This window comes from Sediminitomix flava (assembly GCF_003149185.1).
Taxonomy (GTDB): domain Bacteria; phylum Bacteroidota; class Bacteroidia; order Cytophagales; family Flammeovirgaceae; genus Sediminitomix; species Sediminitomix flava.
This window is the reverse complement of record NZ_QGDO01000001.1, coordinates 1,832,623-1,857,305: the sequence shown is the minus strand read 5'-3', so window position 1 is coordinate 1,857,305 and position 24,683 is coordinate 1,832,623. Positions and strand designations below refer to the sequence as shown.

Genomic DNA, 24,683 nt, shown 5'->3' with positions numbered 1-24,683 from the left:
AAGAACTTTAAAAGATAATGGTGATGATAGCGTAGGTGTTCACCTCTTCCCATTCCGCACAGAGCAGTTAAGCCCTACCGCGCCGATGGTACTGCCGTAACAGGTGGGAGAGTAGGTCATTGCCAACCTTATTAATGTAACAAGAGTTACAAACAAAAGCTCAGTTAGCACAGGATGTTAGCTGAGCTTTTTTGTTTTATATGAGTCTGATTTATTCTAATCGAACTTAGGCTGATTTTCTATGAATTGGATATGAGAAGTGTAAAGACTTAGGTTTTACAAGTTTATTAAAATCTTCATATTTCATTAGAATCATTTCGTGATGATTACCAGCATTAAAAGCGATTCTTTCTTTGTGAATGAGTGATTCGGCAACATAAACATCCATGTTATGGATATTTCCGAAGGGTGACATAGCTCCTGTTTCAACATTACCTTTGAAAAGATCTTTAAAGAGGTTCTCACCAATAAGATGGCAATCATTCACACCTAAGGCTTCTGACAGCTGATTGAAGTTAATTAAGTAAGATGCAGGTAGAACGACCATACATATTCTATCATCAGCTTTTACCATTACTGTTTTAGCAACTTTATGCCCTGAAATATGAGAGGATGCAGCTGCTTGCATATTGGTATGTGTCTCACTGTGAGAAATAATTTGATAGTCAATGTTATTAGAGTCTAGGAATTCTTTGAGTAGTTGATTTATCATGGCTAAAAGAGATTTTAACCTAGAACATTAAAATCATATCAAATAATTTCCATATTCAAATGTGTGTGTAACAATGTGCAATTAGACAAAAAAGGTAAGAATATGCATATTGTAAGGAAGAAAGCAGACTATTAGTAAGAAATCTAGGAGTCTTTTCAAGAAAGAGTAATATTAGAATTACAATAAAACGATTACCTCTACTATTATAAAGAGTCTTTACTCATTTGATCTAAATTAACCCATTAAAAACCTTTGAGCTTTAGAGCTAATTCTCATGAAAAATACGATCTATTCGAAATTTGTAAAGATTTATGTGAAATCGGAGTTGTACATTTACAACTCCGATTTTTTTTATTCAGAGTTTATATAAGTAGAAACATTTTAAATGCTAATTCGTATTCTGAGTTTTTTCATAAAAGTATAATGAAGACATTAGATAAATTTGATTTTTTGTGTTTAAGCTAATTTTTTTAAAAAATAGACAAATTATAAAGTGTTCTTAGGACAATACAAAAGAACATTTTAGCTGTCTGAGATTGTTAATTAAGCTTGATTAGAAGCCTTTTTCCTTAATATTAACTACTTGATTGTTAAAGTGATTAAACATTTAGTTTTTAAGAAAAATCGAGTCCATATCTTTATACTGTGATTCAAATCACACAAACCTAATTTAATCATTATCACACTTTATTTGGCTTGTAGTCAAATAATGACCTAACAATCAAATGAATACTTTTATTAACCTAATTAAGCGAAGTATGCCTATACTTTTCGCTTTGTTAACCTTTGCACATTTTGCACATGCTGCAAATTATACAGACAATTCAGGACTTGATGGGACCGCAAATGCTATGGTTTGGATTGTGATGTGTATAGTACCGATGGCAGGACTGTATGTCTTTTGGATGGTACACATTTATCCAGAAAAAGTAGCGGAAGAAAGAGATCATCCTCAAAAAGATGCAATTAAAATATTGTGTCTTCTGTCTCTTGTTTTTGGCGGACTACTTTGGCCTTTTGCTTTGGTATGGGCTTATATGAAGTCTCCTAAAATCCGTGTTCATAAAGAGGCTAATCTACAGTTAGATGAGTCGCATGAACTTATTATTGAATAACTATTTCCCATTATTGACCTAGAATTATTCCTATGGAAGCATTATTCCTATTAACCTATTCGTCCATTATTTGGCTGATTTATTTTAAGTTTAAATTGTTGCCTTGGAACAATTTGAATAAAGTGATTGTGTTCACTATTCCAGTTGTAAATATGGCTGCTCTTATTCTGTTTTTGAATGTTTTAGCACCTTCTACACAAGATGTTAGAATTATGAACAGACATATTGAAGTTATTCCTGCTGTAAGTGGACGTGTAATAGATGTACCTGTACAAGAAAATACATTGGTACAAAAAGGAGATACATTGTTGGTAATTGATCCAACTCCTTATAAAATCAGAATCAAGAAAATTAGTGCAGCGATAGAACAAGCTGAAGCAAGCTTGATTTCACAGAATTACCAATTGAAGGCTGTAAGAAAGCAATCTGAGTCAATTATAGCCAATTTACAGCTTGCTAAAAAGCGTGTAGAAGAGTTTAGAGTATTGGTAGAAGCTAAGGCTGGAAACAAGTTTGATTTAGAAAGTGCAGAAACAAAAGTGAATGACTTGGAAGCAAAATTAAATGCTTCGAGAGCACAAGAGAATCAGATTCTAACCCAAATAACAACTGAGTTTGAGGGAGAGCAGGTTTCTATAGCAAATCTAAAAACTGATTTAGCGAAAGCAAATTGGGACCTTGATAACAGTGTTTACACAGCTCCATCGAATGGCTATGTAACAAACCTTCAACTTCGTGTAGGGTCTTGGTTGACTACAATGCCGTTCAAACCCGCAATGACATTTATTGAAGAAGAAAGATATATAGGGGCTACTTTTGATCAGAATGAATTACATCAAGTAGAAGAAGGGAATGAAGTAGAGTTGACTTTAAGAGCTGTGCCAGGTAAAATCTTTAAATGTAGAGTTGAAAGTATTATTTGGCAGCAAGGTTTAGGAAGAGGGCAAATGACGACTACAGGTCTAATGCCAGATACCAAGCCACTTCCTCCAGGAAGGTACGCAGTTCGTTTTACACTTCCTGAAGATGAGGAATTCTTACGAAATGGGTCGGTTGGAGAGGCCGCAGTATATGCCACAGAAATTCATCCAGTGAATATTGTACGAAAAGTAATGATTCGTATGAGTTCTAAGATCAATTATCTGGTATTGAAACTTCACTAAATCAACTCTGATCTACATGATGAAAAGTATGTACAAATACTACTTGTTACTAGGATTGTCAGCTTTTGGCTGTCGATCTATAGAACAAGCACAATCTTCTTCAGAAGTGTTGGAGAATGCAAAGAGTATGGAAAATGTGGAAATTCCGAATTCTTGGACAGATTTGAGAGATTCTGAAAATGAGGATTTGGCTGTGTTTTTCGATTGGATGAAAGATATTGAAAATCCACAGTTAAAGTATCTGATTAGAGAAGCATGGGAATATAATGCTGACCTGAATGCTGTCGATACACGTATTCAGCAAGCTGAGAAGTATATGACTATAGCAAAATCTAAAATGCTGCCTGTAGTAGGAGCTTCTGCAAGTGGAACACTAGCGGTTTCAAATCCATATAATGCAGCAACCAACGATCGAGTTGGTTGGGGACTTACTACACCTTATACATTGGCCGTTGGAGCTAGTTGGGAAGCAGATATTTGGGGTAAGAATCGATATGGAATTGAAAGTGCAGAAGCTACGAGGTTTTCGGCAGAATATTCTAAGGAGATGTTTAAACAGATTGTAGCTACTCAGATTATCTCGAATTGGTTATCTGCTGTAGCAGTTGAACAACAACTGGGAGTGATTGATGGACTTTTGGCTAAGCAATTAGAGCTGAGAGAACTCTTTAATGTACAATATAATGTTGGGGTTTTAGATGAAAAACACATCATTCAAATCAGTTCTGAAATTGCAGATTTACAAGAAAAACGAGAAAGTGTACTTCTAGCAAATGTTCAAGCAAAGAGAGCGATTGAAACATTAGTGGGACGTTATCCTTCTGGGAAATTGGAAATTTCTACATCATTACCTGAAGTAAATTCCAAGTTACCAACAGAGTTTCCGCTGCAACTTATTGAAAAGCGACCTGACGTATTGGTAGCGCAATATCAAGTGGAAAAAGCATTCTACAATACGAAACAAGCAGATGCAGCAAGACTTCCATCTTTATCAATTCCTTTGGCTACAGGAATTGGGACAGACCCAACACTAAATGGAGTGAAAAATACGCCGTTTTTAGGCTTAGCACCACAATTAGTAGGGGTGATTTTTGCAGGAGGAGCTTTAAAAGCTAATGTAGATATGAAGGATGCGCAACATAAGGAAGCAATTGCAATGTATGCAAAGTCTGTGTTGAATTCTTTTAAAGATGTAGAAGATGCGCTAGCGATCATTGAGACAAATGAGAATAAAATTGCAAAGCGTCTTTCAATCATCGAAATGATGAAAGAGAAGTATGCACTTTCAAAAATTCAGTATGAAGTAGGAAATGAAAATGAAGTAACCCTTAAGTTACAAGAACTTCAGCTTCTTATTGAAGAATCTAAAATGGTACAATTGAAGACAGAAAAAGCGTTGGCAAGAGTTCAGTTATTCAATGCACTAGGAGGTGTGTATCATTTAGAAAAGACAAAAGAAAATAAAGAAGGATAAATATTCTCTTGATATTTTACTTTTAAAACAATAAAAGGTCTCCCTCTATTGAGTGGAGACCTTTTTGTTTGCAGGTTGTACTATAATTATAGAGCAGCAGTCAATGCTACTTCCAAATCAAAGTTATCGTAGATCATCTTGTCACCTAAACCGTCGAAGAAGCTACCAGAACCGTATTTGATGTCATATTGAGTACGGTCTACTGAGATTTTAGCTTCAGCAGTCAATGTGTTTCCTTCGATAGATACTTTTGCTGGGAAAGCAATTGGCTTAGTGATTCCTTTGATCGTCAAGTTTCCTTCAACTTCTACTTCAGAACCTTTACCTTTTACGTTAGTGATTTCCAATGTAGCAGTGTTGAATTTCTCAACTGAGAAGAAGTCATCAGATTTCAAGTGACCTAGTAATTTGTCAGCCCACTCTCCTTGGATGTCGTCTACAGTGATTGTGTTCATGTCGATCACGAAAGTACCACCTTTGATTTGTCCTTTTTTAACGTCTAATGAACCTTCTTTTACAGAGATCATCCCGAAGTGCTCACCACTTACTTTTTTACCGATCCATTTTACAGTAGATTCAGCTGATTTTACAGCATAAGTTCCTTTCTCGTTAGCAGGTTTGAATGCGAAAAATACTGTAGCCAATGCTAATAGAAGTACTGTTAACTTTTTCATATCTTAATTACAATTTTTGTTTCCGTTTCAATTATTTACATGACAAATATATGAGGCTTTATTTTACGAAGCAATAATTTTACTTAAAAATATATTACATGTAAATTAAATAATTAATCATTATTAGTTAATTACCTGTTAATCAAGTGTATGTGTTTTAAGTGAAAAATAAAAAAACTCATACTTAATTAGAGTATGAGTTTGTGAGTAAATAAAGTAAGGGGGATTATGAGTCTCTTTTTTCTTCCTTTTTATTATAAATAGCACTCAGACCTAGGTAAACGAGCAGAGTACCAAAACCTAAAAGGACATAATTATATATATGCTGTTTATGAGCTATGAAGTAGATGCCTTGTACAAGGAGTAAAACTCCTATTAAGAGATTGAGGTATGGGAATTTCATAGTGTTAGTAGTAAATAGCGTGAAGTAACAGACACATACTATATACTAAAAGCAAAGGATTAGAATCTCATTTATGGGTATTTTCTATAGAAGAGCCTATAAAAAGGGATGATTAGTCTTTGAAAAAGGATATGTAAGAAAAGAATGGAAAATGCAGAAAACAAAAAAGCCTTTACATCTATAATGTAAAGGCTGAATTTTTTGCTCCTCCTCTTGGGCTCGAACCAAGGACCTACTGATTAACAGTCAGCCGCTCTAACCAACTGAGCTAAGGAGGAATGATATATATCCTTACTTTAATAAGTTGCTCCTCCTCTTGGGCTCGAACCAAGGACCTATTGATTAACAGTCAACCGCTCTAACCAACTGAGCTAAGGAGGAATGATATATATCCTATTTTAAATAAGTTGCTCCTCCTCTTGGGCTCGAACCAAGGACCTACTGATTAACAGTCAGCCGCTCTAACCAACTGAGCTAAGGAGGAATGATATATATCCTTATTTTAATAAGTTGCTCCTCCTCTTGGGCTCGAACCAAGGACCTACTGATTAACAGTCAGCCGCTCTAACCAACTGAGCTAAGGAGGAATGATATATATCCTTATTTTAATTAAGTGCTCCTCCTCTTGGGCTCGAACCAAGGACCTACTGATTAACAGTCAGCCGCTCTAACCAACTGAGCTAAGGAGGAATACTATTGCCTATCGTTTTCCCGAAAGGCGATGCAAATGTAATAGCTCTCTTTGAATCTACAAAACTTTTTTAGGGAAAAATTACAATTTCTTAGAGATGATCTGATAATCAGAATGAAAATTTTTCCTTTCTCAAAAGCTTAGGCATTCGCACTTTTACTAACTTGATCAATAAAGGTTAATAATTCCTCTAAACCTTCCTTTTTTTCAGAGGAGGTAACAAAATACTGAGGAAGCTCTTCCCAGCTTTCTTGTAGTTTCTTGAGGTAATTATTGATCTTACTTTCTTTCTCAGTTTTCTTTAGCTTATCAGCCTTTGTAAAAATAATACAAAATGGAAGTCCATTTGTAGCCATCCATTCCATAAAATCTAAATCAATCTTTTGAGGATTGTGACGGCTGTCTACAAGAACAAAGGTACAATATAAGTTTTCTCTGTTCAGTAAATAGCCATCAATTAGTTTCTGGAATTTTTCTCTGATGGTTTTACTTACCTGTGCATAACCATAACCTGGAAGATCGACTAAGTACCAATTATCATTAATGATAAAATGATTGATCAATTGTGTTTTTCCGGGTGTACCCGAAGTTTTGGCTAATCCTTTATGATTAGTCATGGCGTTGATCAGAGATGACTTTCCCACATTTGATCTACCAATGAAAGCATATTCTGCTTTATCTGCCGGTGGACATTTGCGGTAGTCCTGATTACTCATGACAAACTCTGCCTTTTTGATTTTCATATGAAGTATCTTGACTTTGGAATCAATAGAAAAACACAAAGATATACAATTATTGTCTTTATATTTGTCAGTAATTGTAAGCAAAAGGAGATCAGCTCTTTTTGTAAAACCAAGTTTTTTGAAATAGAAATTAGTAGCATCATGAACGCATACGTATTTCCAGGTCAAGGAGCCCAATTCCCAGGAATGGGTAAAGACCTTTATGAGGGCAATGAAAAAGCAAAGGAACTATTCGAAAAAGCAAACGAAATTCTAGGTTTCCGTATCACAGATATTATGTTTGAGGGTACTGCTGAAGAGTTGAAGCAAACAAACGTAACTCAGCCTGCTGTATTTCTTCATTCTGTAATTTTGGCACTTACTTCAGATATCAATCCAGATATGGTAGCGGGTCACTCTTTGGGTGAGTTCTCTGCTTTGGTAGTAAGTGGTGCTCTTAACTTTGAAGATGCCCTTCGTTTGGTTTCTAAGCGTGCTGAAGCAATGCAAAAGGCTTGTGAGATCAATCCTTCTACAATGGCTGCAGTTTTAGGTTTAGAAGATGCTAAAGTTGAAGAAATTTGTGCAAGTATCGAAGATGAGTTGGTAGTAGCTGCAAATTATAACTGCCCAGGTCAGTTGGTAATTTCTGGTTCTAACAAAGGTATCGAGATTGCTTGTGAGAAAATGAAAGAAGCAGGTGCGAAAAGAGCGCTTCCACTTCCTGTAGGTGGTGCATTCCATTCACCATTGATGGAGCCTGCAAGAGAAGAGTTAGCTGCGGCAATTGAGGGAACAACTTTCTCAACACCATCATGCCCTATCTATCAAAATGTAAATGCACAACCATTTACAGCTCCTGAAGATATTAAAGCAAACTTAATTGCTCAATTGACTTCTCCTGTACGTTGGACACAATCTGTACAAGCTATGATTGCTGACGGTGCGGTGAAATTCACAGAATGTGGTCCTGGTAAAGTACTGCAAGGATTAGTGAAGAAAATCAATAGACCAACTGAAGTAGCAGGTCTATAATTTAATTTCCCATTAAATTTAAAAGCTCAAATGCCTCTTTTAAGGTATTTGAGCTTTTTTTATCTAAAATCTACTATCTTTATTCTACTATTCAAGCAATTCTTTTTTGCCCTTCATTTTTATCAACAAACAAATTTAGATCTGATTTTGGTCAAAGGGCTTACTGACTTTATATAAACTAGAACACAAAGCTTCATATTTTATGATCGTTAGCATTATAGATCAACTAACCAACCGTTTTTCAGATGAGGTGAAATTAGATGCCATTTTAGTATTTTTTATTCTATTCTTATCCAGTTCTTGTTCAGCATTATATGCGGGATATTACTTCTTTGTGGGATTAAGAATGGTGTCTTTGGCATTTATCTACCTATCTTTTTTTGCTGGTGTTATCTTTTATCTGTACTACGAACGGATAGACATTTTGATCAGTGCCCGATTGTATGGATTGGTAACTCTTACAGGATTTAGCTTCATAACAACGTTTACAGGAGGTGTGCACTCTCCTTTGATCGCATTTCAGCTAATTACACCCATAGGAGTGACTTTGATTGCTAAAAGAAAAGAATCTTTTTATTGGAGTGGTTTATTAATGCTGTGGGGAGGAATCTTAATTCTAGAGGAAAGTACCGAAATTCTTCATTTTTCTAGAGATTTACCTAATGTGTCTTATCTCGGTATTTCATGTTTCATTGGTCTATTTATCTATATAATTAGTATTATCTGGGGGTATGAAATTGCTACAGAAAAATATCAAGGACAGATCAATGATAAAAACCATGAGTTGTACCATCAGAATGTTGAGATTGAGCTACAAAATCAACAATTAGATGTGCAGAATAATCGAATTATATCAAGTATAAACTACGCGAAAAAAATCCAAGATGCAGTTCTTCATTATGGCAATAAGATTGAAGATAGTTTTAAAGATGCATTTATCTTTTATCGTCCGAGAGATATTGTGAGTGGAGACTTTTTCTGTATTGAACATGAAGAAAATAAAAAAATAGTAGTTGCAGCTGATTGTACTGGTCATGGTGTTCCTGGTGCCATATTATCTCTGGTGGGAATGAATCTTATTCGTTCAATTATTCATGAGAAAAAAGTATTGAGTCCTGATCAGATTCTTTTTCACCTTAGAGAATCCTTGTATCATTTTTTGAATCAAGAAAAATCTCAAAGTAGGGATGGAATGGATATTTCAATATGTGTGGTGGATGATGAGTATGTAGAAATAGCTTCAGCAAAAAGTACCGTATATACTATTCAAAATAATACAATTCTTTCTCATAAAGGGGATAATATCTCTATTGGAGGACTAGGAGAAGAATATGTACAAAAAGCGTATCAATTGGAAAGAATCGAGAGAAGAAAGATTGATTTTATATACATGTGTTCTGATGGTTTTCAAGACCAGTTTGGAGGACCTAAGGATATGAAGTTTATGAAGAAAAACTTTAGGAATCTACTCCTAACAATGTATACACGAAAGGGTGAGGAGCAATTAAGTGATTTAGAGCAAACCTTTAAAAATTGGAAAGGAGCTGAGGAGCAAACAGATGATATATTGGTTTTAGGTTTTGCCCCAAATTAAAGATCATATCTTTCAATGAAAAAGAGGTTATCAACAGTTGATAACCTCTTTTTCATTATTCTGATTTTTTCTTCATTACTGGTCTCGGTCTTTTCGGCTTAGCGTCTTGCTCTGAATTGTCGTTTTCAGTAGTAGTATTTTGCGCTTTTTTGATTACTGGTCTCGGTCTTTTCGGCTTAGCGTCTTGCTCTGAATTGTCGTTTTCAGTAGTAGTATTTTGCGCTTTTTTGATTACTGGTCTCGGTCTTTTCGGCTTAGCGTCTTGCTCTGAATTGTCGTTTTCAGTAGTAGTATTTTGCGCTTTTTTGATTACTGGTCTCGGTCTTTTCGGCTTAGCGTCTTGCTCTGAATTGTCGTTTTCAGTAGTAATATTTTGCGCTTTTTTGATGACTGGTTTTGGACGTTTTACAACAGGCTTTGCTTCAGAATTTTCAGAAGTCTCTTTTTTAATGACAGGTCTGCTGCGTTTAGGTTTTGTATTTGAGGCTTCCTCTGAAGTAGTCGTTGCTTTTTTGATCACAGCTTTAGGTCTTACTACTTTTTTAGGTGTAGCTGTCTCCGCTGTATTCTCATCAGTACTTTTCTTTACCGCCGCAGGTCTAGCAACTTTAGGTCTTGTAGGTTTTGGTTTAGCTACAGGTTTACCACTTTCTTCTTGTGAAGGAGTAGTAGCTGAAGCTGCTTTTCTGATGACTGGTTTCGCTTTTGTAGACTTAGTTTTCTTCGCTGTAGATAAATCCTCTTTTAATGGAAATTCATGACGAAGTTTATTTAAAATAAAAAGCTTTTGCATACGAAAACTATTCGGATGCATTTGCTCAAATTCGTCTGAGAAAGATGTCCATTGTTCGGGAGATTTGGCCTGAAATGCCAAGGAATCGATTTTCTTAGAAGCTAGAAATTCTGCGAAGTCCATTGTAAAAAGTTGATGAGTAAATTGCTTTTATTTCAAGTCTGTTGTACAAAGATAAGAAAACTGAGATTATCTCATTTTGTTTAGGATAATAATGACTTGAAGTAGAAACGAATCAATGAAAATAAAAAACCAAGACAGAGGTTTCTGCCTTGGTTTTAATATATCTAGAAAGAGATTTTTAATCTCGATTAAGTCGAATTAGTTGTTTTCTGTAAACACCAAAGATTGTTGATTTAGAAACAAAGCCTAAGTACAAGCCATCTTCATCTACAACAGGGAGGTTCCAATTGTCTGATTTTTCAAACTTTCGCATTACATTATCCATACGTTCGCCGTAGTAAACGAAATGTTTTGGCATAATCATGACATTTGAAATTTTGACATTATGTTTTTCTGTATCAAACATGATATCTCTCACATGATCAAGAGTTACTACCCCTACCAATTTATGGTCGGCATCAACTACAGGGAAAATATTTCTTTTACTTACTGATATAAGTTTAATGAGATCTTTTAGCTGTGCCTGATCATTAATCTCTAATAAATCTGTTTCTATCAGTTTATTGATATTCAGACGGTCAAGAACTTTGGTGTCATGGTCTGTCGCATAATCACCAATTTCTTTCAATTCTTTTACGTAAGGAGAATCGGGTTCAAAGTAAGAAACCGTAATATAGGTAATCGCAGAAACGAGCATGAGTGGAATAAATAACGTATATCCACCTGTGATTTCTGCAATCAAGAATATGGCAGTTAGTGGCGCATACTGAATTCCACAAAGTACACCACACATTCCTACTAGCGCAAAGTTTGATTCAGAAAGGTGCGCAATACCCATTAGGTTAATCATTCGGGCAAAAGCAAAGCCTGTTACGCCACCCAAGAACATAGATGGTGCAAATGTACCGCCAGCACCTCCAGAACCAATTGTAACAGCTGTAGCTAAGGCTTTCACTAGAATCACAAGGATAAGGTAACCTAGGAATATTCCTGAATTGGTATTGGTAATCCAGCTGAATGATTCACTTCTGTTCAAAAACAATTCTTCATTACCGTTGAGTAATGCCATGATGTATGGATAACCTTCACCAAAAACTGGAGGGGTAAAGAAGATGAGGGCAGAAAGAATAGAACCACCTACAAGTGCTTTTACGTATGGATTGAATTTTTTCTGATGAATATAAGTCTCTGTTCTGTGAAGTGCATAATTGAAATATAATGAAGTGAAACCACAGACAATTCCGAGACCAATAAAGTAAATCACGTCATCAGCAACAAAGTCTTCTACAAGGCGGAAAGAGAAAAGTACATCATCTCCGAGTGTAAGAATAGAAACAAGTGTTGCACTCACTGATGCAATAAGAAGCGGAGTGAAATTAGAGATTGTGATACCCGTGAGAATGATTTCGGTACTGAAAATCATACCTGCGATTGGGGCGTTAAAGATTGCCGAGATAACCCCAGCAGTACCACAACCAATCATTAGTGTTCTCTTTTTGGTATCCATATGGAACCATCGGGCAATATTAGAACCGATAGCAGAACCCGTTAGTACAATCGGAGACTCAAGTCCGACAGATCCTCCAAAACCAACGGTAAAGGCGCTGGTAACCATGTAAGTATACATTTTACTTTTACCAATCACACTTTTCTGTCGGGCAATGGCATAAAGGATATGTGAAATCGCATGCTTTACAGGCCCTCGGTATAAAAGCTTGGCAATAGCCACCGTAGCTAAAATACCTATAATGGGGTAAGTTAGTTGAAAGTAGTTCTCATCATAAGAATCTGTTGTAAGATAAGTGTGTATCATGTGAACCGTTTCCTTCAAAATTACGGCGGCTAAGCCTGAAAGAATACCGATGATAGCACTTGTAAATAATGTAAAGCTGTTGTCTGATAAATGACGTCGACGCCAATTTAGTACCCTATCTAATGCGGATAAGTACGATCCCATTTTCTAACCTCTGATAATTTTCACAAAAATTGAACGAATTAGACAAAGTTGATGGAAGATAAAAATCGAAGTTTTGACTGACATATGATAATATATTCCTTCAGTGAACGAAGAAGCATCTCTTCGAAATGACTTTCTATGAGAAAAAATTGTTTGTGATAGTAAAGAATTGCTTTGCCCAATTGCACTAGGCAAATGTAAACAATTTAAAGACTACTCAAAAAGTAATATCCCGTACAATAATTTGAAAATGGATGACAGGGGTGAAAAACTATATGAATTATCAATCTATCGTAATTTTCATTTGTATTCTCTTAACTGTATACGCTTGTGGAGGACAGCAAGATTCTACTAATTCTTTCAATGGAAACCCTGCTGTAGTTTGTGTTTCTGCAACGACAGATACTTCTTGGTACAATACAAATAAGAAAGCTCCATTATTACTGCAAAAGGATTTGGTGAGTTTTCCTGTTTCAACAACAAATGAAGATTGTCAGAAATATATTAATCAAGGTCTAGCATTGACTTTTGGTTTTAATCATGCTGAGGCTGCTAGGTCATTTTATTACGCAACGAAGCTAGATTCGACTTGTGCAATGGCGTATTGGGGTTTTGCCTATGTTTTAGGGCCCAATTATAATGCGAAGATGGATTATGATAATTACCCTCGAGCTTATGAAGCCCTTCAAAAAGCTGTAGAGCTAAAGGAAAAATGTTCTTCACAAGAAAAAGCACTCATTGAAGCTTTAGAAAAAAGGTATGTAAATAAGCCTTTAAAAGATAGGACGCATTTGGATGTGGCTTACGCAAATGCAATGAAGATGCTTTATGAAGAATATCCTTTCAATACGAATATTGGGACACTTTACGCTGAAGCTTTATTGAATTTACATCCTTGGGACTTATGGGAGAAAGATGGAGAGCCTAAGGCATGGACTCCAGAAATTTTAAGTATTTTGAAAAATGTACTGGAGCTAGATTCTACTCATATAGGTGCACATCATTTTTATATTCATGCCATAGAAGGTTCAAAAACACCAGAGAAAGGACTTTCGAGTGCTACATTTTTTGATAAAGGAGGAGCTTCAAAATTAGGGCATCTAGTACACATGCCAGCTCATATTTATATCCGAACAGGAGATTACCACAAAGCTTCATTAGCGAATGCAAAAGCAGTAAAAGTAGATAGTGTTTATACAGCAACCTGCCATGCACAAGGGGCATACCCTTTGGCTTACTATCCGCATAATTATCATTTTTTGGTCGCAACGGCCATTCTAGAAGGAAATAGTGAGTGGGCAATTGAAGCAGCACGTAGACTTTCTTTGCATTCGGATACCGTTGTGATGAAGGAAGAAGGTTGGGAAACGCTGCAACATTTTCGAGCGGTTAAATATTGGGTGTATGTTAAGTTTGGCAAATGGGCTGAAATATTGGCGATGCCCAAAGAAGATTTAGCTTTAAAATACCCTAATGCTATTCGTCATTTTGCTAGAGGTATGGCTTATGTGGGGCATAAAGATCCTGCAAATGCAAAAAGAGCATTAAAAGCTTTAACAACTGACAGTAAGGATAAGAGTCTGGAGAATATGAGTATTTGGGGGATAAATGCAATCACTCCAATTTTAGAGATTGCTCAAAAGGTATTGGAAGCCCATATTTTAGCATCTCAAGGTCAATATGACGATAGTATTAAACTTCTTAAAGAAGCTGTAGAAATTGAAGATGAGTTGAATTATAATGAACCACCAGATTGGTTACTTTCTGTCAGACACTACCTTGCAGCTATTCAGATTGAATCAAAGGAGTACATAGATGCAATAACCACATTGGGGGAAGACCTTGCCCGATACCCCAAAAATGGATGGGCATTACATGGAATTAAGTATGCTGCAGAACAGTTGAATGAATACGAATTAGTAAGTTTAATGGAAGAGGAATTAGAGACAGCTTGGAAATATGCAGATACCCCTTTGACGACTTCTAGTGTTTGGTTTTCTAAATAGTTTATCTGTATAAAATTCGAATAGGTTTTGATGGTCTTAACGTCAATGTGTTTTTAGGCTTAGGAAGTTCTTCATCTAGAGCTAGCATATTGAATTTTTGTAGATAAACGGCTAAAACAGTCAGCATTTCAAACTGAGCAAAATGATTCCCGATACACATACGAGGGCCAAGACCAAAAGGAATGTATTGGAATTTGTTCATGTTTTTCTTGAAATCTGAGGTAAATCGATCAACTTGGAATTCTTCCGCTTTTTTCCAGAAACGATCACTTCGGTGCATGGCAAAAATATTAATAAGAAATACACTGTCTTTTGGGAAGATCGTATTTCCTACCTTGACACTTTCTTTTGCCTTTCGACCAACAACCCAAGCAGAAGGATAAAGACGAAGTGCTTCATCTATGATTTGTTGGAGTAATTGAAGTTTCGGAAGGTCTTCAAAATCGGGATGTCTGCCATCTAGTACTTGTTTCAACTCTTCTTGTACTTTTTTGTAGAGTTTAGGATCGTGAACAAGGTGTGCAAATATAAAGCTCAATGCAGATGCTATAGTTTCATGACCAGCCATCATAAAAGTCATAATTTCATCTCTGACCTGTCTCAAAGGCATAGCTTTTCCGGTATCCTCCATTCTAGAATCCAGTAACATTTGTAGCAAATCTCTATGAGGATGTTGAGTTCGCTGACGTTCTTCAATAATTTTGTACACCAAATTATCTAAATACTTGATGTGTTGTGTCGATTTATATTTTTGATAGGAAATTGGGTATAACAATCTGAAAAATGGATTACGGATACGAGATGTTCCGTATTTAAGTAAATCGGTTACGGTATCATGGATTTTGTCAGAATCAGGAGTCATTTGGCTTCCAAGAATAGAGCGTGTTACAACATTTAGTGTCAATCGCATCATTTCTTGGTTTATTTCAATGCTTCGTTCAGGCTTTTGAGAAAGCGTATCAGCTGCTTTCACAATCTCATCGAGCATGAGTGCATAAATTTTCTGAAGGTATGATTTGTGAAATGAAGGCTGAATAAGTTTACGTTGGTGTTGCCAATGATCTCCTTCGCTGGTGAGTAAACCCTTTCCTAATAAATCACTTAGTACTTCATATTCGGGCGACTTAATAAAAGATTTATGCTGATGTTGTAGGACATCTTTCACGAGTTCTGGCTCTGAAAGTATGACAAGTTTGCTGAAACCAAGTTCAATTTCATAGAATCCACCATACTTCCGCTCATTTTCTTGTAAGAAGGGGAGAGAATCTCGAATAAAGCGGAATAAGTTTAGAAAGCGATTATTTGGGTTCTTTTGCAAAGGAATTTGCTTATCGAATGTAGAAGTTTGGGTTTCAGTATTCATTAGGCTGAAAAACAGTAAGGTTAAGAATAGGAAGTTATCTATGAGATTATTCTAATCTATTAAAATTAAACCAAATATGCATGAAAGAATCTAATTTTCAGTTAATCAAGTGAATAGGTTCTGTTTTCTTCTCTAAAAATCTTTCTTACTTAAGAATTTTTTAACTCATATTATCTTGTGATTCTTATATAAAATCAAGATATAGTAACTTTTCAAACGAGTATATCCATGAATATTTTTAATATCAGATCTTTAGATCAAATTGAGGCCGTAGCTAAGCTTGGTGCTGAAATTTGGGAAGATCATTACACACCTATCATCGGTAAGGAACAAGTGAGTTATATGTTGGATAAATTCCAATCGGTTCATGCGGTTCAAACTCAGATAGAAAGTGAAAACTATCATTACTTCGGACTTGAGGAAAGTGGTCTAGTGGGCTATTTGGCAGTACAAAAAAGAGCCGAAGCTATGTTCTTGAGTAAGTTTTATATCCATAAGTCAGAGAGAGGAAAAGGTTTTGCAAAGCTTGCATTGAAGTTTGTGGAGGACTTTGCGCTTAAAAATGAGTGTACAGAAATTTCGTTGACCGTAAATAAGTACAATTCGGGGAGTATAAAAGCCTATGAGAAAATGGGTTTTAAAAGTGTAGATGAGGTCGTGGCAGATATTGGGCAGGGCTATGTCATGGATGATTACATTATGAAGAAATTGATTAAATAAAATTTATAACCAACCAAAAGTTTGGACAGATGACTGAAGTATTAGCTAAAAACCTATTTTTTATCAAAGAACACGTAGGGATGTTCAAGGCATCTAATAACTATGATATCTACGACCCAGAAACCAATGAAATGTTTATGACTTGTCGTGAAGAGAATCTTGGTTTCTTCACAAAGTTGTTACGTTTTACGGATTACAAAAGAATGACGCCATTCAATATTGAAATCCGTACAGCAAGTGGCGAGAAAGTTTTGACAGTGAAAAGAGGGATTTCAATTTTTCTTTCAACAGTAGAAGTTTTCGATGCCAATGATCAATTGATTGGTATGTTCAAACAAAAGTTTTTCTCAATCGGAGGGAAATTTTCAGTATTGGATGCTCAAGAAAATGAGCTTTGTAAACTGAAAGGTAAATGGACAAGCTGGGATTTTAAGTTTGTGAAAGACGATGTGCAGTTTGCTCATGTGAGTAAAGAATGGGCAGGGTTAGGAAAAGAGTTATTCACTACGGCAGATAATTATATGTTGGAAATTGATGCGAATATTCCAGCAGACCACCCAATCAGACAGTTGATTTTGGCTGCTGTCATGTGTATTGATATGGTCTTGAAAGAATAGTATATATTTGCATAGGAAACCTTAGTTTTTGAGACTAAGGTTTTCTTTTTCCAAAGAAAAAAATCAGATTATTCCATGAAATCTATACCAGCACTAATACTGATAGACCTTCAAGAAGGCTTTAAAAATGAAGAGCATTGGGGAGGTAACCGAAACAATTTATTTGCAGAAGAAAATGCTGCTAAGTTACTAGCATATTGGAGAGCGAATGAAATGCCTCTTTTCCATGTAAAGCATGACTCTACAGAAGAAAATTCGCCTCTAAATCCGAAAAATGAAGGCAATAAAATTTTGGAAATTGTAGCGCCAAAAGATGGAGAAGTTGTAATTGGAAAAAATGTGAATAGTGCTTTCATCGGGACGGATTTGAAAGAACGTTTGGATGCTGTAAATATCGAAACTTTGGTGATTGTGGGTTTGACAACAAATCACTGTATTTCGACAACCACTCGTATGGCAGGGAATTTAGGTTACGAGACTTTCTTGATTGCAGATGCTACAGCAACTTTCGACAGAAAGGGAATAGATGGAATGGATTACAGCAGCGAATTGATGCATGAAACAGCTTTGGCATCCTTGAATGAAGAATTTGCAACTGTATTGAATACAAGTCAGATTTTAGAAAAATTAGAGGTGTCTACCCCTAGTTAATCATTTGTAATAAAGGGAATGAACCTTTCACCGACAGCTTTTATATTTAGGTAAAGATATAAAGGCTGTTTTTTTATGCCTTATTTTATTCGATTCAGCTTTAGAAAGCTACGTCTCAGAATAGAATAACTGCTTTGTATAGATAAATAGTCTTAAATTGAATTTATTTTAGTTGAAAAGAAATGTGATTAGATGTTATTGATGGACGTAAATAATTTTGACCCTTGCAAGGTCAAAAATGAAAATATGTACACCAAAAGATCCTTCTTATTCCGTTGGATTGCCTCAGGCTTAATTGCGGTGATACATGTATTGTCTGTACGGGAAATGAATGGGCACACAAATCCTGTAGAAGGTTTAGACAAATGGATTCTTTTAGAACTCATGGTTGTCTATGGACTTTTCAGCGAAGGGAATGTCTTTATCGATCATATGTTGGACAAGAAAATGCCTTGGTTCAACCATTGGAAGAAAAGACCTTTCAAGCAATTTTTACTGAGTTATATATGGTGTCATTCTTTATTTATTTTCTACATCTTTCTTTTCAGAAAGGAAGAGCTGTGGGAAAATAGAATGGTAGATGGGTCTGCTCAATATTTCACAATTGTATTAGATACGATTTCTGGAGTATTCTTAGTACTCTTTTTCAATTCAGCCTTATTTGTTCGAAAGTCAATCTTACATATTCAGAAAGCCACCTCTGAAATTGAGACTTTAAAACAAGAAAAGTTAAAGGCCGATTATCAATCACTTCAAGATCAACTAAATCCTCATTTTCTTTTCAATAGCCTTAATGTTTTGATCTCCGAAATTTATGAAGATCAAGATAAGGCGGTTCAGTTTACTCAGCACCTTTCAGATGTTTATCGTTATGTTTTGCAAAGCAGCAAGAAGATGACGGTTTCTGTAAGTAGCGAAATGAAATTTATAGAGAAGTTTGCTTACCTTCAGAAAACTCGTTTGGGAGAAGGTTTACAAATTTGTTGTAAGCTAGATAAGGAGTTGTTGGAATGTCAGATACCACCACTATCCATACAAGTACTGATAGAAAATGCGATCAAACATAACGTAGTAAGTGAAAAAGAGCCTCTCTTGATCGACATCAAGACAAAAGGAGATAGGCTTTATGTGATCAATAATTTACAACCAAAGACATCAACTTATTCCACCGAAACAGGGTTAAAGAATATCTTTGGACGTTATGAAATTATATCAGATCGAAAAGTAATAATCGAAAAGACAGAACAAGAATATATAGTAAGTATCCCCTTGTTAGACAAAGAGGATTAAGTATTCTTATTTAAACGCATCAGAAGAATGAAAGAGGTTTTTAATGTTGTAGTTGTCGAAGACGAGTTGCCTTCACAACGATTATTGGTCAATCTTATCAAAAGAGTACGCCCAAATTGGGTGATTTTGGAAAAGTTTACGGGCGTAAAAGATACGACAGAATGGCTTCAAGATAACATAGATAATGTAGACTTACTTTTTTTAGATATTCAGCTTTCTGATGGTCTGAGTTTCGAAATTGTAGAAAAAATAGACCAACCTGTTCCTGTGATATTTACCACAGCATACGATGAATATGCTATCCAAGCTTTTGAGGTGTATAGCATGGGATATCTATTAAAACCGATCAATCCGCAAGATTTAGAAAGTGTAATTAAAAAAGTTGAGTTCGGTTTCTCTAAAGCAGAAGAATACTTTGGAGGAGGAGCTACAGAGGAAGTAGATTACAAAGAATTGGTTGAGAGTATTCAGAAGAAAGAAATCAAATACAGAGATCGATTCTTGGTGAATTATGGTAGCGGATTTCTGAAATTGAATGTAGAAGATATTGCACTTTTCCATTCAATCAACAAAACGACTTTAGCAGTCACTTATGATAAGAAAGAATATGTAGTTGATCTTACCCTAGAACGTTTGGAAGAGCAGCTTAATCCTGATAAGTATTTTAGAGTGAATCGTCAGATGATCATGAATATTGATGCGATTCAGAGTATCGAACAATATTTCAATGGGAAATTGCTAGTAAAGCCTACAATGAGTTTCAATGAGGAAATCATGGTGAGTAGGGAAAAAGCAAGACTTTTTAAAAATTGGATCAATCAATAAACTGAAATAAATCCTGTATTTTCGTTTCAAACCTCAAAGACTTATGAAATTAAGAGAACTCGGAAATACAGGATTACAAGTGAGTCCGATAGGCTTGGGTACAGCCGCATTGGGACGTCCAGGTTATATCAATTTAGGACATGGAGCTGATTTGGCAGAACAGAATTCTGTTCAAGCTATGGAACAACGAATGCACCAAATGTTAGCGATTGCTTACCAAAAAGGAATACGATACTTTGATGCAGCCCGATCTTATGGAAAAGCCGAAGAATTTCTTCATTCTTGGTTTCAAAAAAATCCATCCTCAAAAGATTTAGTAATAGGCTCTAAATGGGGCTACACATATACCGCCGATTGGTCGATTTCTGCCGAAAAACACGAAGTAAAAGAACATTCTTTAGTAAACCTTCAGAAACAATGGGCAGAATCACAGTCTCTTCTTAAGAACTACCTCGATATTTATCAAATACATTCTGCCACTATTGATAGTGGTGTGTTAGATAATCAAGAAGTCTTAGATCAGCTTTGGAAATACAAAGAGGAAGGAGTAAAAATAGGGCTTAGTTTGAGTGGAATTAAGCAGAATGAAACACTCGATAAAGCATTAGAAATTCAATATAATTCAGAACTTTTATTTGATACGGTTCAAGTAACTTGGAATATCTTGGAGTCGGTATTATCTCCATATTTAGAGAAGGCAGCCCAACAAGGAATGGGAGTGATTGTGAAAGAAGGCGTAGCAAATGGACGATTGACTTCAAGAAATGTAGAAGCTGATTTTGTAGAGAAAAAACAAGTTTTAGCCGAAATAGCTGCAAATCACAATGTGGAAATTGATGCTGTAGCTTTAGCGGTTATTCTTCATCAGAAATGGTGTGGTGTTGCATTGAGTGGGGCAAGTACAGAAGAGCAATTGCAGTCTAATTTGAATGCAGTTGATTTAAAATTTTCAACAAAAGAATTATCTACACTTTTATCTTTGGCAGAATCTTCAGAAGATTATTGGGCAAAACGATCTGCCTTAGCTTGGAATTAGAGTTGATAGACTTCGAATATAAAGGGAGCTTTTCAGTTGAATTTTTAAGAACTGAAAAGCTTTTTTCACATCAGACCTTATCTTATGTAAAGTATATGACGTGCATTTTTTAATATATTGTGTTTTAATCATATCAAGTAAAAACTAACTATAATAAACACAATATCATGCACAAGAACAGAGGACCCGTATATTATGCAGACTATCTACAGCTCGATAAATTATTGGATGCTCAATTGCCTTTGAGTAAAAAGTATGGCGAGGAATGTCACGATGAAATGCTTTTCATATTGGTACATCAGACTTACGAATTGTGGTTTAAGCAAATCATTCATGAGATTGCAGATGTACAACGAATCTTTTCACAAGAAGAGATTGATGAAAAAGAAATTCATTTGGCAGTGACTCGCTTACAGCGAATTCAGAAAGTTCAGGAAGTTATTCAAGGACATCTGGGCGTATTGGAAACGATGACTCCAATGGATTTTCTTGAGTTTCGTGATCTTTTGGTGCCTGCGTCAGGTTTTCAGTCGGTACAATTTAGAGAGATTGAAATCAGATTAGGACTGAAAACAGATCAAAGAGAAGGGGTAGACAGAGAATTTTTTACAGGAAGACTAAATGATCAAGATAAATCGAGAATTGATGAGACAGAGAAAGTAACATCCGTTTTTGATAGTATGGAAGCGTGGCTGGAACGTTTGCCTTTTACGCAGCAGAAAATCTTTGATTTTTGGGAGCAGTATGCTGCTGCAGTAGATCAAATGTTGGAAGAAGATCACAAATTAATTGTGGAGAATCCTACCTTAAATGACAAAATGCGTGAGATTCAACTGACGCATCTTGAGATGACTCGTTCAACTTTCAATGCCTTATTGAATGAAGAAAACTATGAAGCTTGGCAAGCTGAAGGGAATATCCGATTATCTCGCAAAGCTTTGTTCAATGCTTTATTTATTTTCTTGTATAGAGAAGAACCAGTACTTCAGCAGCCATTCCAGTTTTTAAATATGCTCATTGATATTGATGAAGGATTTACCTCTTGGAGGTACAGACATGCGCTTATGGCACAACGAATGCTTGGTACTAAAATAGGGACAGGAGGTTCATCAGGTCATAAGTATTTGAAGAAAGCGACACAGAATAATCGTATTTTCTTAGATCTTTTCAACTTATCAACATTCTTAATTCCGAAAGCTTATTTGCCAGAACTACCTCATGATGTTAAAAAGCAATTGGATTTCTTTTTCTCAAGAGTAGGCGTATAGATTTTTAGAATTTATAGAAAATAAAAAAGGCTGGATTGGGTTCCAGCCTTTATTGTAATAGTTAGTAATAGAGTAATAGTTTTTGAGTTACGAACGGACTTTTCGTCCACGACAAATTTCTTTGCCCTTAGTATGAATTAGTTTTTGAATTCCTTTCTTATAATCAAATATAACAATATGTATATTGTTAACAAATATTAATTCCATATTTTTTTGATATCTCTCTTTTTTAGGATTTCACTGAATATCAGAAAGTAAAATAAATAGGAAAGATTCTTAGTCCTTACCGATAAATACCTTTTGATAATTCTTTAATTCTTAGAATAGTCATTTTTTAATTCTATTGAGAAGAAAGTACAACAAAGAATTAAATTTTATGAATTTCGTTTCTAATTATAGAGATCGTCTAGCTTTCTCAATCTTATAGTTGCGCTAGCTATAATACAAAGAACTAAATATGTATATGAAGCTCTCTTTTATCGTTTCAATTTTAGCTCTATTTCTAAACTATTCTTGTACAAGCCCACAAACTCAAGTTCATTCTGTAGAGTCAGATACTACTCAGATTTATAATCTTATCCGAAATTCTATTCATCCCAATATTCATGATAATTATTCTGTAGCATTTGGAACAACTACATTCTTAGATAGTGTAGAAAGACGCGATCTGTCCAATTTTTTAGCTTACCGCATTCATAAGTTCTCGAATTCAGAACTTGTGTTACTAAATGCTTTCTTAATGAAGAATACGATAGGGAAAGTGATGAAAAAGGATGATCTTCTTAAAGATTTTTTATTGTTTCGGAATCCTCGTTCAACAAACTTATTTATCAAAGAGGTGAAAAGTATAGAGATTGACTCGGCTAAAAGTAAGGCAATCGCTATTGTTGGAACATATTTTTCTACCTTAGGAGACGGAGCAATTAGTGGTTGGGATGAAATATTGATCTTAAATAAAGATGAAAATCAATGGGAAGAGAGACAGAAAATTAAGTTCGTAGAATACTAATCTTTTAGCTCACAGAATTTTTTTTCAATTTTTTTCGAAGAATCTGTAACCATTTCCAAATAGCCCGATACTTATATGTGAAAGGCTAAAACACGAAACCAAAAAATGAATGACTGACGAGGCGTTAATGCAAGCCGTTAGTCAAGGCGATTTACAAAAGGCAGCAGTGCTTTTTGAGCGTTACAAGCAAAAAGTGTATCAGTATTTTTTATACACAACTCAGAATAGAACAGAGAGTGATGATCTCACTCAGAATGTTTTTCTACGGATGTTGAAGTACCGATCGAGTTATAACGCTGACTACGCTTTTAAACCTTGGCTTTTTGGTATAGCTCGTAATCTTCGGGCTAGGCATTTTGAAAAAAGTAATCAAGCACCTTTACCCCTACAAGAAGAGAAAATTCAGGAGGTAGAACAAAGTGCAGAGGTTCGGTTAGAGCAACTGGAAGTAAGTGCACAGCTTCAATTTGCTTTAGCTGATTTGGATGAAACCGATCGAGAATTGATTGTGATGTCAAAAATCTTGAAGGTAAAACAAGCAGAAATTGCTGAAATGCTAGGTTTGAGTACTACTCATGTAAAAGTGAAAGTACACCGAGCATTGGGCAAACTGCGTGAAATCTATTTTCAGTATGAAAAACATTAACTCAGATGGAGAAAGAACCACTTGATGATAAACTCATCCGTTACCTCGAAGGTGATTTGTCAAAACAAGAAGCAGAAGAGCTAGAAACTTCTCTGAAACAAGATGATGAAACAAAGCAAGATTTAGAAGACTTTGAAACCTTGTTTAAAGATCTTGATTCATTGAACGTGACAGAGACTCCTACTTCTGTAGATAAAGTTTTTTACGAAGCTTTAGAGACAGAAGAACAAAAAGCTAAAGGGAAGACGATTTCTTTTAAAGCTTATTGGAAAATAGGAGGGCAAGTTGCCGCAGCTATCATTCTTTTTGTATTCGGAATGCAATTCAATTCATCAACGTCAGATTCACCAACAGGTGATTGGGAGCAGAATTTTGTACAGCTTTCTGAAGAAATGAAGGAAACCAAAAAGCTATTAATTCTGAATATGCTCAAGGCTCCTTCAGCAAGTGATCGAATTCAAGCTGTGAGTTATGCAAATGAGTTACCCGAAGAAGTGAGTGAAATTGTAATGGCCTTAATTTCATCGGTCAGATATGATCAAAACCCAAATGTTCGTCAGAATTCAGCTTATGCCTTGCAACGTTTTGGCTACGATAGTAGAGTCCAAAAAGCACTGACAGAAGCTTTGGATGAAGAACATGATGTTTCTGTACAGTTTGCCCTTATCGAAATCCTTTCGCAGTGGAAGGTGAAAACAGCTTTGCCTAGAATGCGAGAGTTGATGCAAGACAAAGAAGGTCATCCTCTACTTATTGATAAGGCTGCTGAAGGAGTTGGTTTAATGCTTTAAAAAAT

Annotated in this window: 22 protein-coding genes, 5 tRNA genes and 1 rRNA gene; 17 read left to right on the top strand and 11 right to left on the bottom strand. The window is 35.5% G+C overall.

Going from position 1 to position 24,683, the window contains the following annotated elements; all coding sequences use genetic code 11:
• Nucleotides 1–16 precede the first annotated feature (16 nt).
• A 5S ribosomal RNA gene (gene rrf / locus BC781_RS07390) occupies nucleotides 17–128 on the top strand.
• Between the two features lie 98 nt (nucleotides 129–226).
• On the opposite strand, the gene BC781_RS07385 is transcribed toward rrf, so the two are convergent.
• The gene (locus BC781_RS07385; RefSeq protein ID WP_109616545.1) at nucleotides 227–712 is read right to left on the bottom strand and encodes an aminoacyl-tRNA deacylase; all 486 of its coding nucleotides are present in this window, start codon (nucleotides 710–712) and stop codon (nucleotides 227–229) included.
• A gap of 725 nt (nucleotides 713–1,437) precedes the next feature.
• Between BC781_RS07385 and BC781_RS07380 the strand changes: the two genes are divergently transcribed.
• The 3 genes from BC781_RS07380 to BC781_RS07370 are packed head-to-tail and all read left to right on the top strand — an operon-like array spanning nucleotide 1,438 to nucleotide 4,464.
• Nucleotides 1,438–1,827, top strand: coding sequence for a DUF3302 domain-containing protein (locus BC781_RS07380; protein ID WP_211323676.1), 390 nt, complete (start codon nucleotides 1,438–1,440; stop codon nucleotides 1,825–1,827).
• Between the two features lie 32 nt (nucleotides 1,828–1,859).
• Nucleotides 1,860–2,990: an HlyD family secretion protein gene (locus BC781_RS07375; RefSeq protein ID WP_109616543.1), complete on the top strand. Its 1,131-nt coding sequence runs from the start codon at nucleotides 1,860–1,862 to the stop codon at nucleotides 2,988–2,990.
• Nucleotides 2,991–3,006: 16 nt separating this feature from the next.
• Nucleotides 3,007–4,464 carry an efflux transporter outer membrane subunit gene (locus tag BC781_RS07370; RefSeq protein ID WP_109616542.1) on the top strand — a complete coding sequence of 486 codons (1,458 nt, stop codon included), beginning with the start codon at nucleotides 3,007–3,009 and terminating at the stop codon, nucleotides 4,462–4,464.
• Nucleotides 4,465–4,550: 86 nt separating this feature from the next.
• Here the strand turns inward: BC781_RS07370 and BC781_RS07365 are convergent, their stop codons facing one another.
• The 7 genes from BC781_RS07365 to yihA all read right to left on the bottom strand — a co-directional run bounded on the left by BC781_RS07365 (nucleotide 4,551) and on the right by yihA (nucleotide 6,975).
• Entirely contained in the window at nucleotides 4,551–5,138 is a 588-nt protein-coding gene (locus BC781_RS07365; protein ID WP_109616541.1) for a YceI family protein, read from the bottom strand.
• A gap of 607 nt (nucleotides 5,139–5,745) precedes the next feature.
• Nucleotides 5,746–5,819, bottom strand: a tRNA-Asn gene (locus tag BC781_RS07360).
• A 29-nt stretch (nucleotides 5,820–5,848) separates the two neighbouring features.
• A tRNA-Asn gene (locus BC781_RS07355) sits at nucleotides 5,849–5,922 on the bottom strand.
• A gap of 29 nt (nucleotides 5,923–5,951) precedes the next feature.
• Nucleotides 5,952–6,025, bottom strand: a tRNA-Asn gene (locus tag BC781_RS07350).
• Between the two features lie 29 nt (nucleotides 6,026–6,054).
• Nucleotides 6,055–6,128, bottom strand: a tRNA-Asn gene (locus BC781_RS07345).
• 29 nt (nucleotides 6,129–6,157) lie between these two features.
• Nucleotides 6,158–6,231 (bottom strand) — tRNA-Asn (locus BC781_RS07340).
• Nucleotides 6,232–6,372: 141 nt separating this feature from the next.
• Complete coding sequence (yihA, locus tag BC781_RS07335; protein WP_109616540.1) at nucleotides 6,373–6,975, bottom strand: ribosome biogenesis GTP-binding protein YihA/YsxC; 603 nt, start codon at nucleotides 6,973–6,975, stop codon at nucleotides 6,373–6,375.
• A gap of 141 nt (nucleotides 6,976–7,116) precedes the next feature.
• Here yihA and fabD point away from each other — a divergent pair, with 141 nt between their 5' ends.
• Together fabD and BC781_RS07325 are read left to right on the top strand one after the other, a co-directional pair.
• On the top strand, nucleotides 7,117–7,989 hold the full coding sequence (gene fabD / locus BC781_RS07330; RefSeq protein WP_109616609.1) for an ACP S-malonyltransferase: 873 nt from the start codon (nucleotides 7,117–7,119) through the stop codon (nucleotides 7,987–7,989).
• Nucleotides 7,990–8,191: 202 nt separating this feature from the next.
• Complete coding sequence (locus tag BC781_RS07325) at nucleotides 8,192–9,583, top strand: PP2C family protein-serine/threonine phosphatase (RefSeq protein ID WP_109616539.1); 1,392 nt, start codon at nucleotides 8,192–8,194, stop codon at nucleotides 9,581–9,583.
• A gap of 55 nt (nucleotides 9,584–9,638) precedes the next feature.
• Here the strand turns inward: BC781_RS07325 and BC781_RS07320 are convergent, their stop codons facing one another.
• The gene (locus BC781_RS07320) at nucleotides 9,639–10,499 is read right to left on the bottom strand and encodes a hypothetical protein (protein WP_109616538.1); all 861 of its coding nucleotides are present in this window, start codon (nucleotides 10,497–10,499) and stop codon (nucleotides 9,639–9,641) included.
• A 178-nt stretch (nucleotides 10,500–10,677) separates the two neighbouring features.
• Nucleotides 10,678–12,456, bottom strand: coding sequence for a chloride channel protein (locus BC781_RS07315; RefSeq protein ID WP_109616537.1), 1,779 nt, complete (start codon nucleotides 12,454–12,456; stop codon nucleotides 10,678–10,680).
• A 254-nt stretch (nucleotides 12,457–12,710) separates the two neighbouring features.
• Between BC781_RS07315 and BC781_RS07310 the strand changes: the two genes are divergently transcribed.
• Nucleotides 12,711–14,462 (top strand): tetratricopeptide repeat protein, encoded by a 1,752-nt coding sequence (locus BC781_RS07310; RefSeq protein WP_245935587.1) that lies wholly within the window; start codon nucleotides 12,711–12,713, stop codon nucleotides 14,460–14,462.
• Between the two features lies 1 nt (nucleotide 14,463).
• Here the strand turns inward: BC781_RS07310 and BC781_RS07305 are convergent, their stop codons facing one another.
• Nucleotides 14,464–15,825, bottom strand: coding sequence for a cytochrome P450 (locus BC781_RS07305; protein WP_109616536.1), 1,362 nt, complete (start codon nucleotides 15,823–15,825; stop codon nucleotides 14,464–14,466).
• A 228-nt stretch (nucleotides 15,826–16,053) separates the two neighbouring features.
• Here BC781_RS07305 and BC781_RS07300 point away from each other — a divergent pair, with 228 nt between their 5' ends.
• The 10 genes from BC781_RS07300 to BC781_RS07255 all read left to right on the top strand — a co-directional run bounded on the left by BC781_RS07300 (nucleotide 16,054) and on the right by BC781_RS07255 (nucleotide 24,678).
• The gene (locus BC781_RS07300) at nucleotides 16,054–16,545 is read left to right on the top strand and encodes a GNAT family N-acetyltransferase (RefSeq protein ID WP_109616535.1); all 492 of its coding nucleotides are present in this window, start codon (nucleotides 16,054–16,056) and stop codon (nucleotides 16,543–16,545) included.
• 29 nt (nucleotides 16,546–16,574) lie between these two features.
• Nucleotides 16,575–17,162: a phospholipid scramblase-related protein gene (locus BC781_RS07295; RefSeq protein ID WP_109616534.1), complete on the top strand. Its 588-nt coding sequence runs from the start codon at nucleotides 16,575–16,577 to the stop codon at nucleotides 17,160–17,162.
• A gap of 75 nt (nucleotides 17,163–17,237) precedes the next feature.
• Nucleotides 17,238–17,813, top strand: coding sequence for a cysteine hydrolase family protein (locus BC781_RS07290; RefSeq protein ID WP_109616533.1), 576 nt, complete (start codon nucleotides 17,238–17,240; stop codon nucleotides 17,811–17,813).
• Between the two features lie 246 nt (nucleotides 17,814–18,059).
• Nucleotides 18,060–19,103: a sensor histidine kinase gene (locus tag BC781_RS07285; protein ID WP_158281417.1), complete on the top strand. Its 1,044-nt coding sequence runs from the start codon at nucleotides 18,060–18,062 to the stop codon at nucleotides 19,101–19,103.
• 27 nt (nucleotides 19,104–19,130) lie between these two features.
• Nucleotides 19,131–19,928 (top strand): LytR/AlgR family response regulator transcription factor, encoded by a 798-nt coding sequence (locus BC781_RS07280; protein ID WP_109616531.1) that lies wholly within the window; start codon nucleotides 19,131–19,133, stop codon nucleotides 19,926–19,928.
• 43 nt (nucleotides 19,929–19,971) lie between these two features.
• Nucleotides 19,972–20,964 (top strand): aldo/keto reductase, encoded by a 993-nt coding sequence (locus tag BC781_RS07275; protein ID WP_109616530.1) that lies wholly within the window; start codon nucleotides 19,972–19,974, stop codon nucleotides 20,962–20,964.
• Nucleotides 20,965–21,131: 167 nt separating this feature from the next.
• Nucleotides 21,132–22,232, top strand: a complete 1,101-nt coding sequence (locus BC781_RS07270; RefSeq protein WP_109616529.1) for a tryptophan 2,3-dioxygenase family protein — start codon at nucleotides 21,132–21,134, stop codon at nucleotides 22,230–22,232.
• 457 nt (nucleotides 22,233–22,689) lie between these two features.
• A complete protein-coding gene (locus tag BC781_RS07265) occupies nucleotides 22,690–23,241 on the top strand; it encodes a hypothetical protein (RefSeq protein ID WP_109616528.1) in 552 nt (183 codons plus the stop codon).
• A 109-nt stretch (nucleotides 23,242–23,350) separates the two neighbouring features.
• Nucleotides 23,351–23,887: an RNA polymerase sigma factor gene (locus tag BC781_RS07260; protein WP_109616527.1), complete on the top strand. Its 537-nt coding sequence runs from the start codon at nucleotides 23,351–23,353 to the stop codon at nucleotides 23,885–23,887.
• Between the two features lie 5 nt (nucleotides 23,888–23,892).
• A complete protein-coding gene (locus BC781_RS07255; RefSeq protein ID WP_109616526.1) occupies nucleotides 23,893–24,678 on the top strand; it encodes a HEAT repeat domain-containing protein in 786 nt (261 codons plus the stop codon).
• Nucleotides 24,679–24,683: the final 5 nt, after the last annotated feature.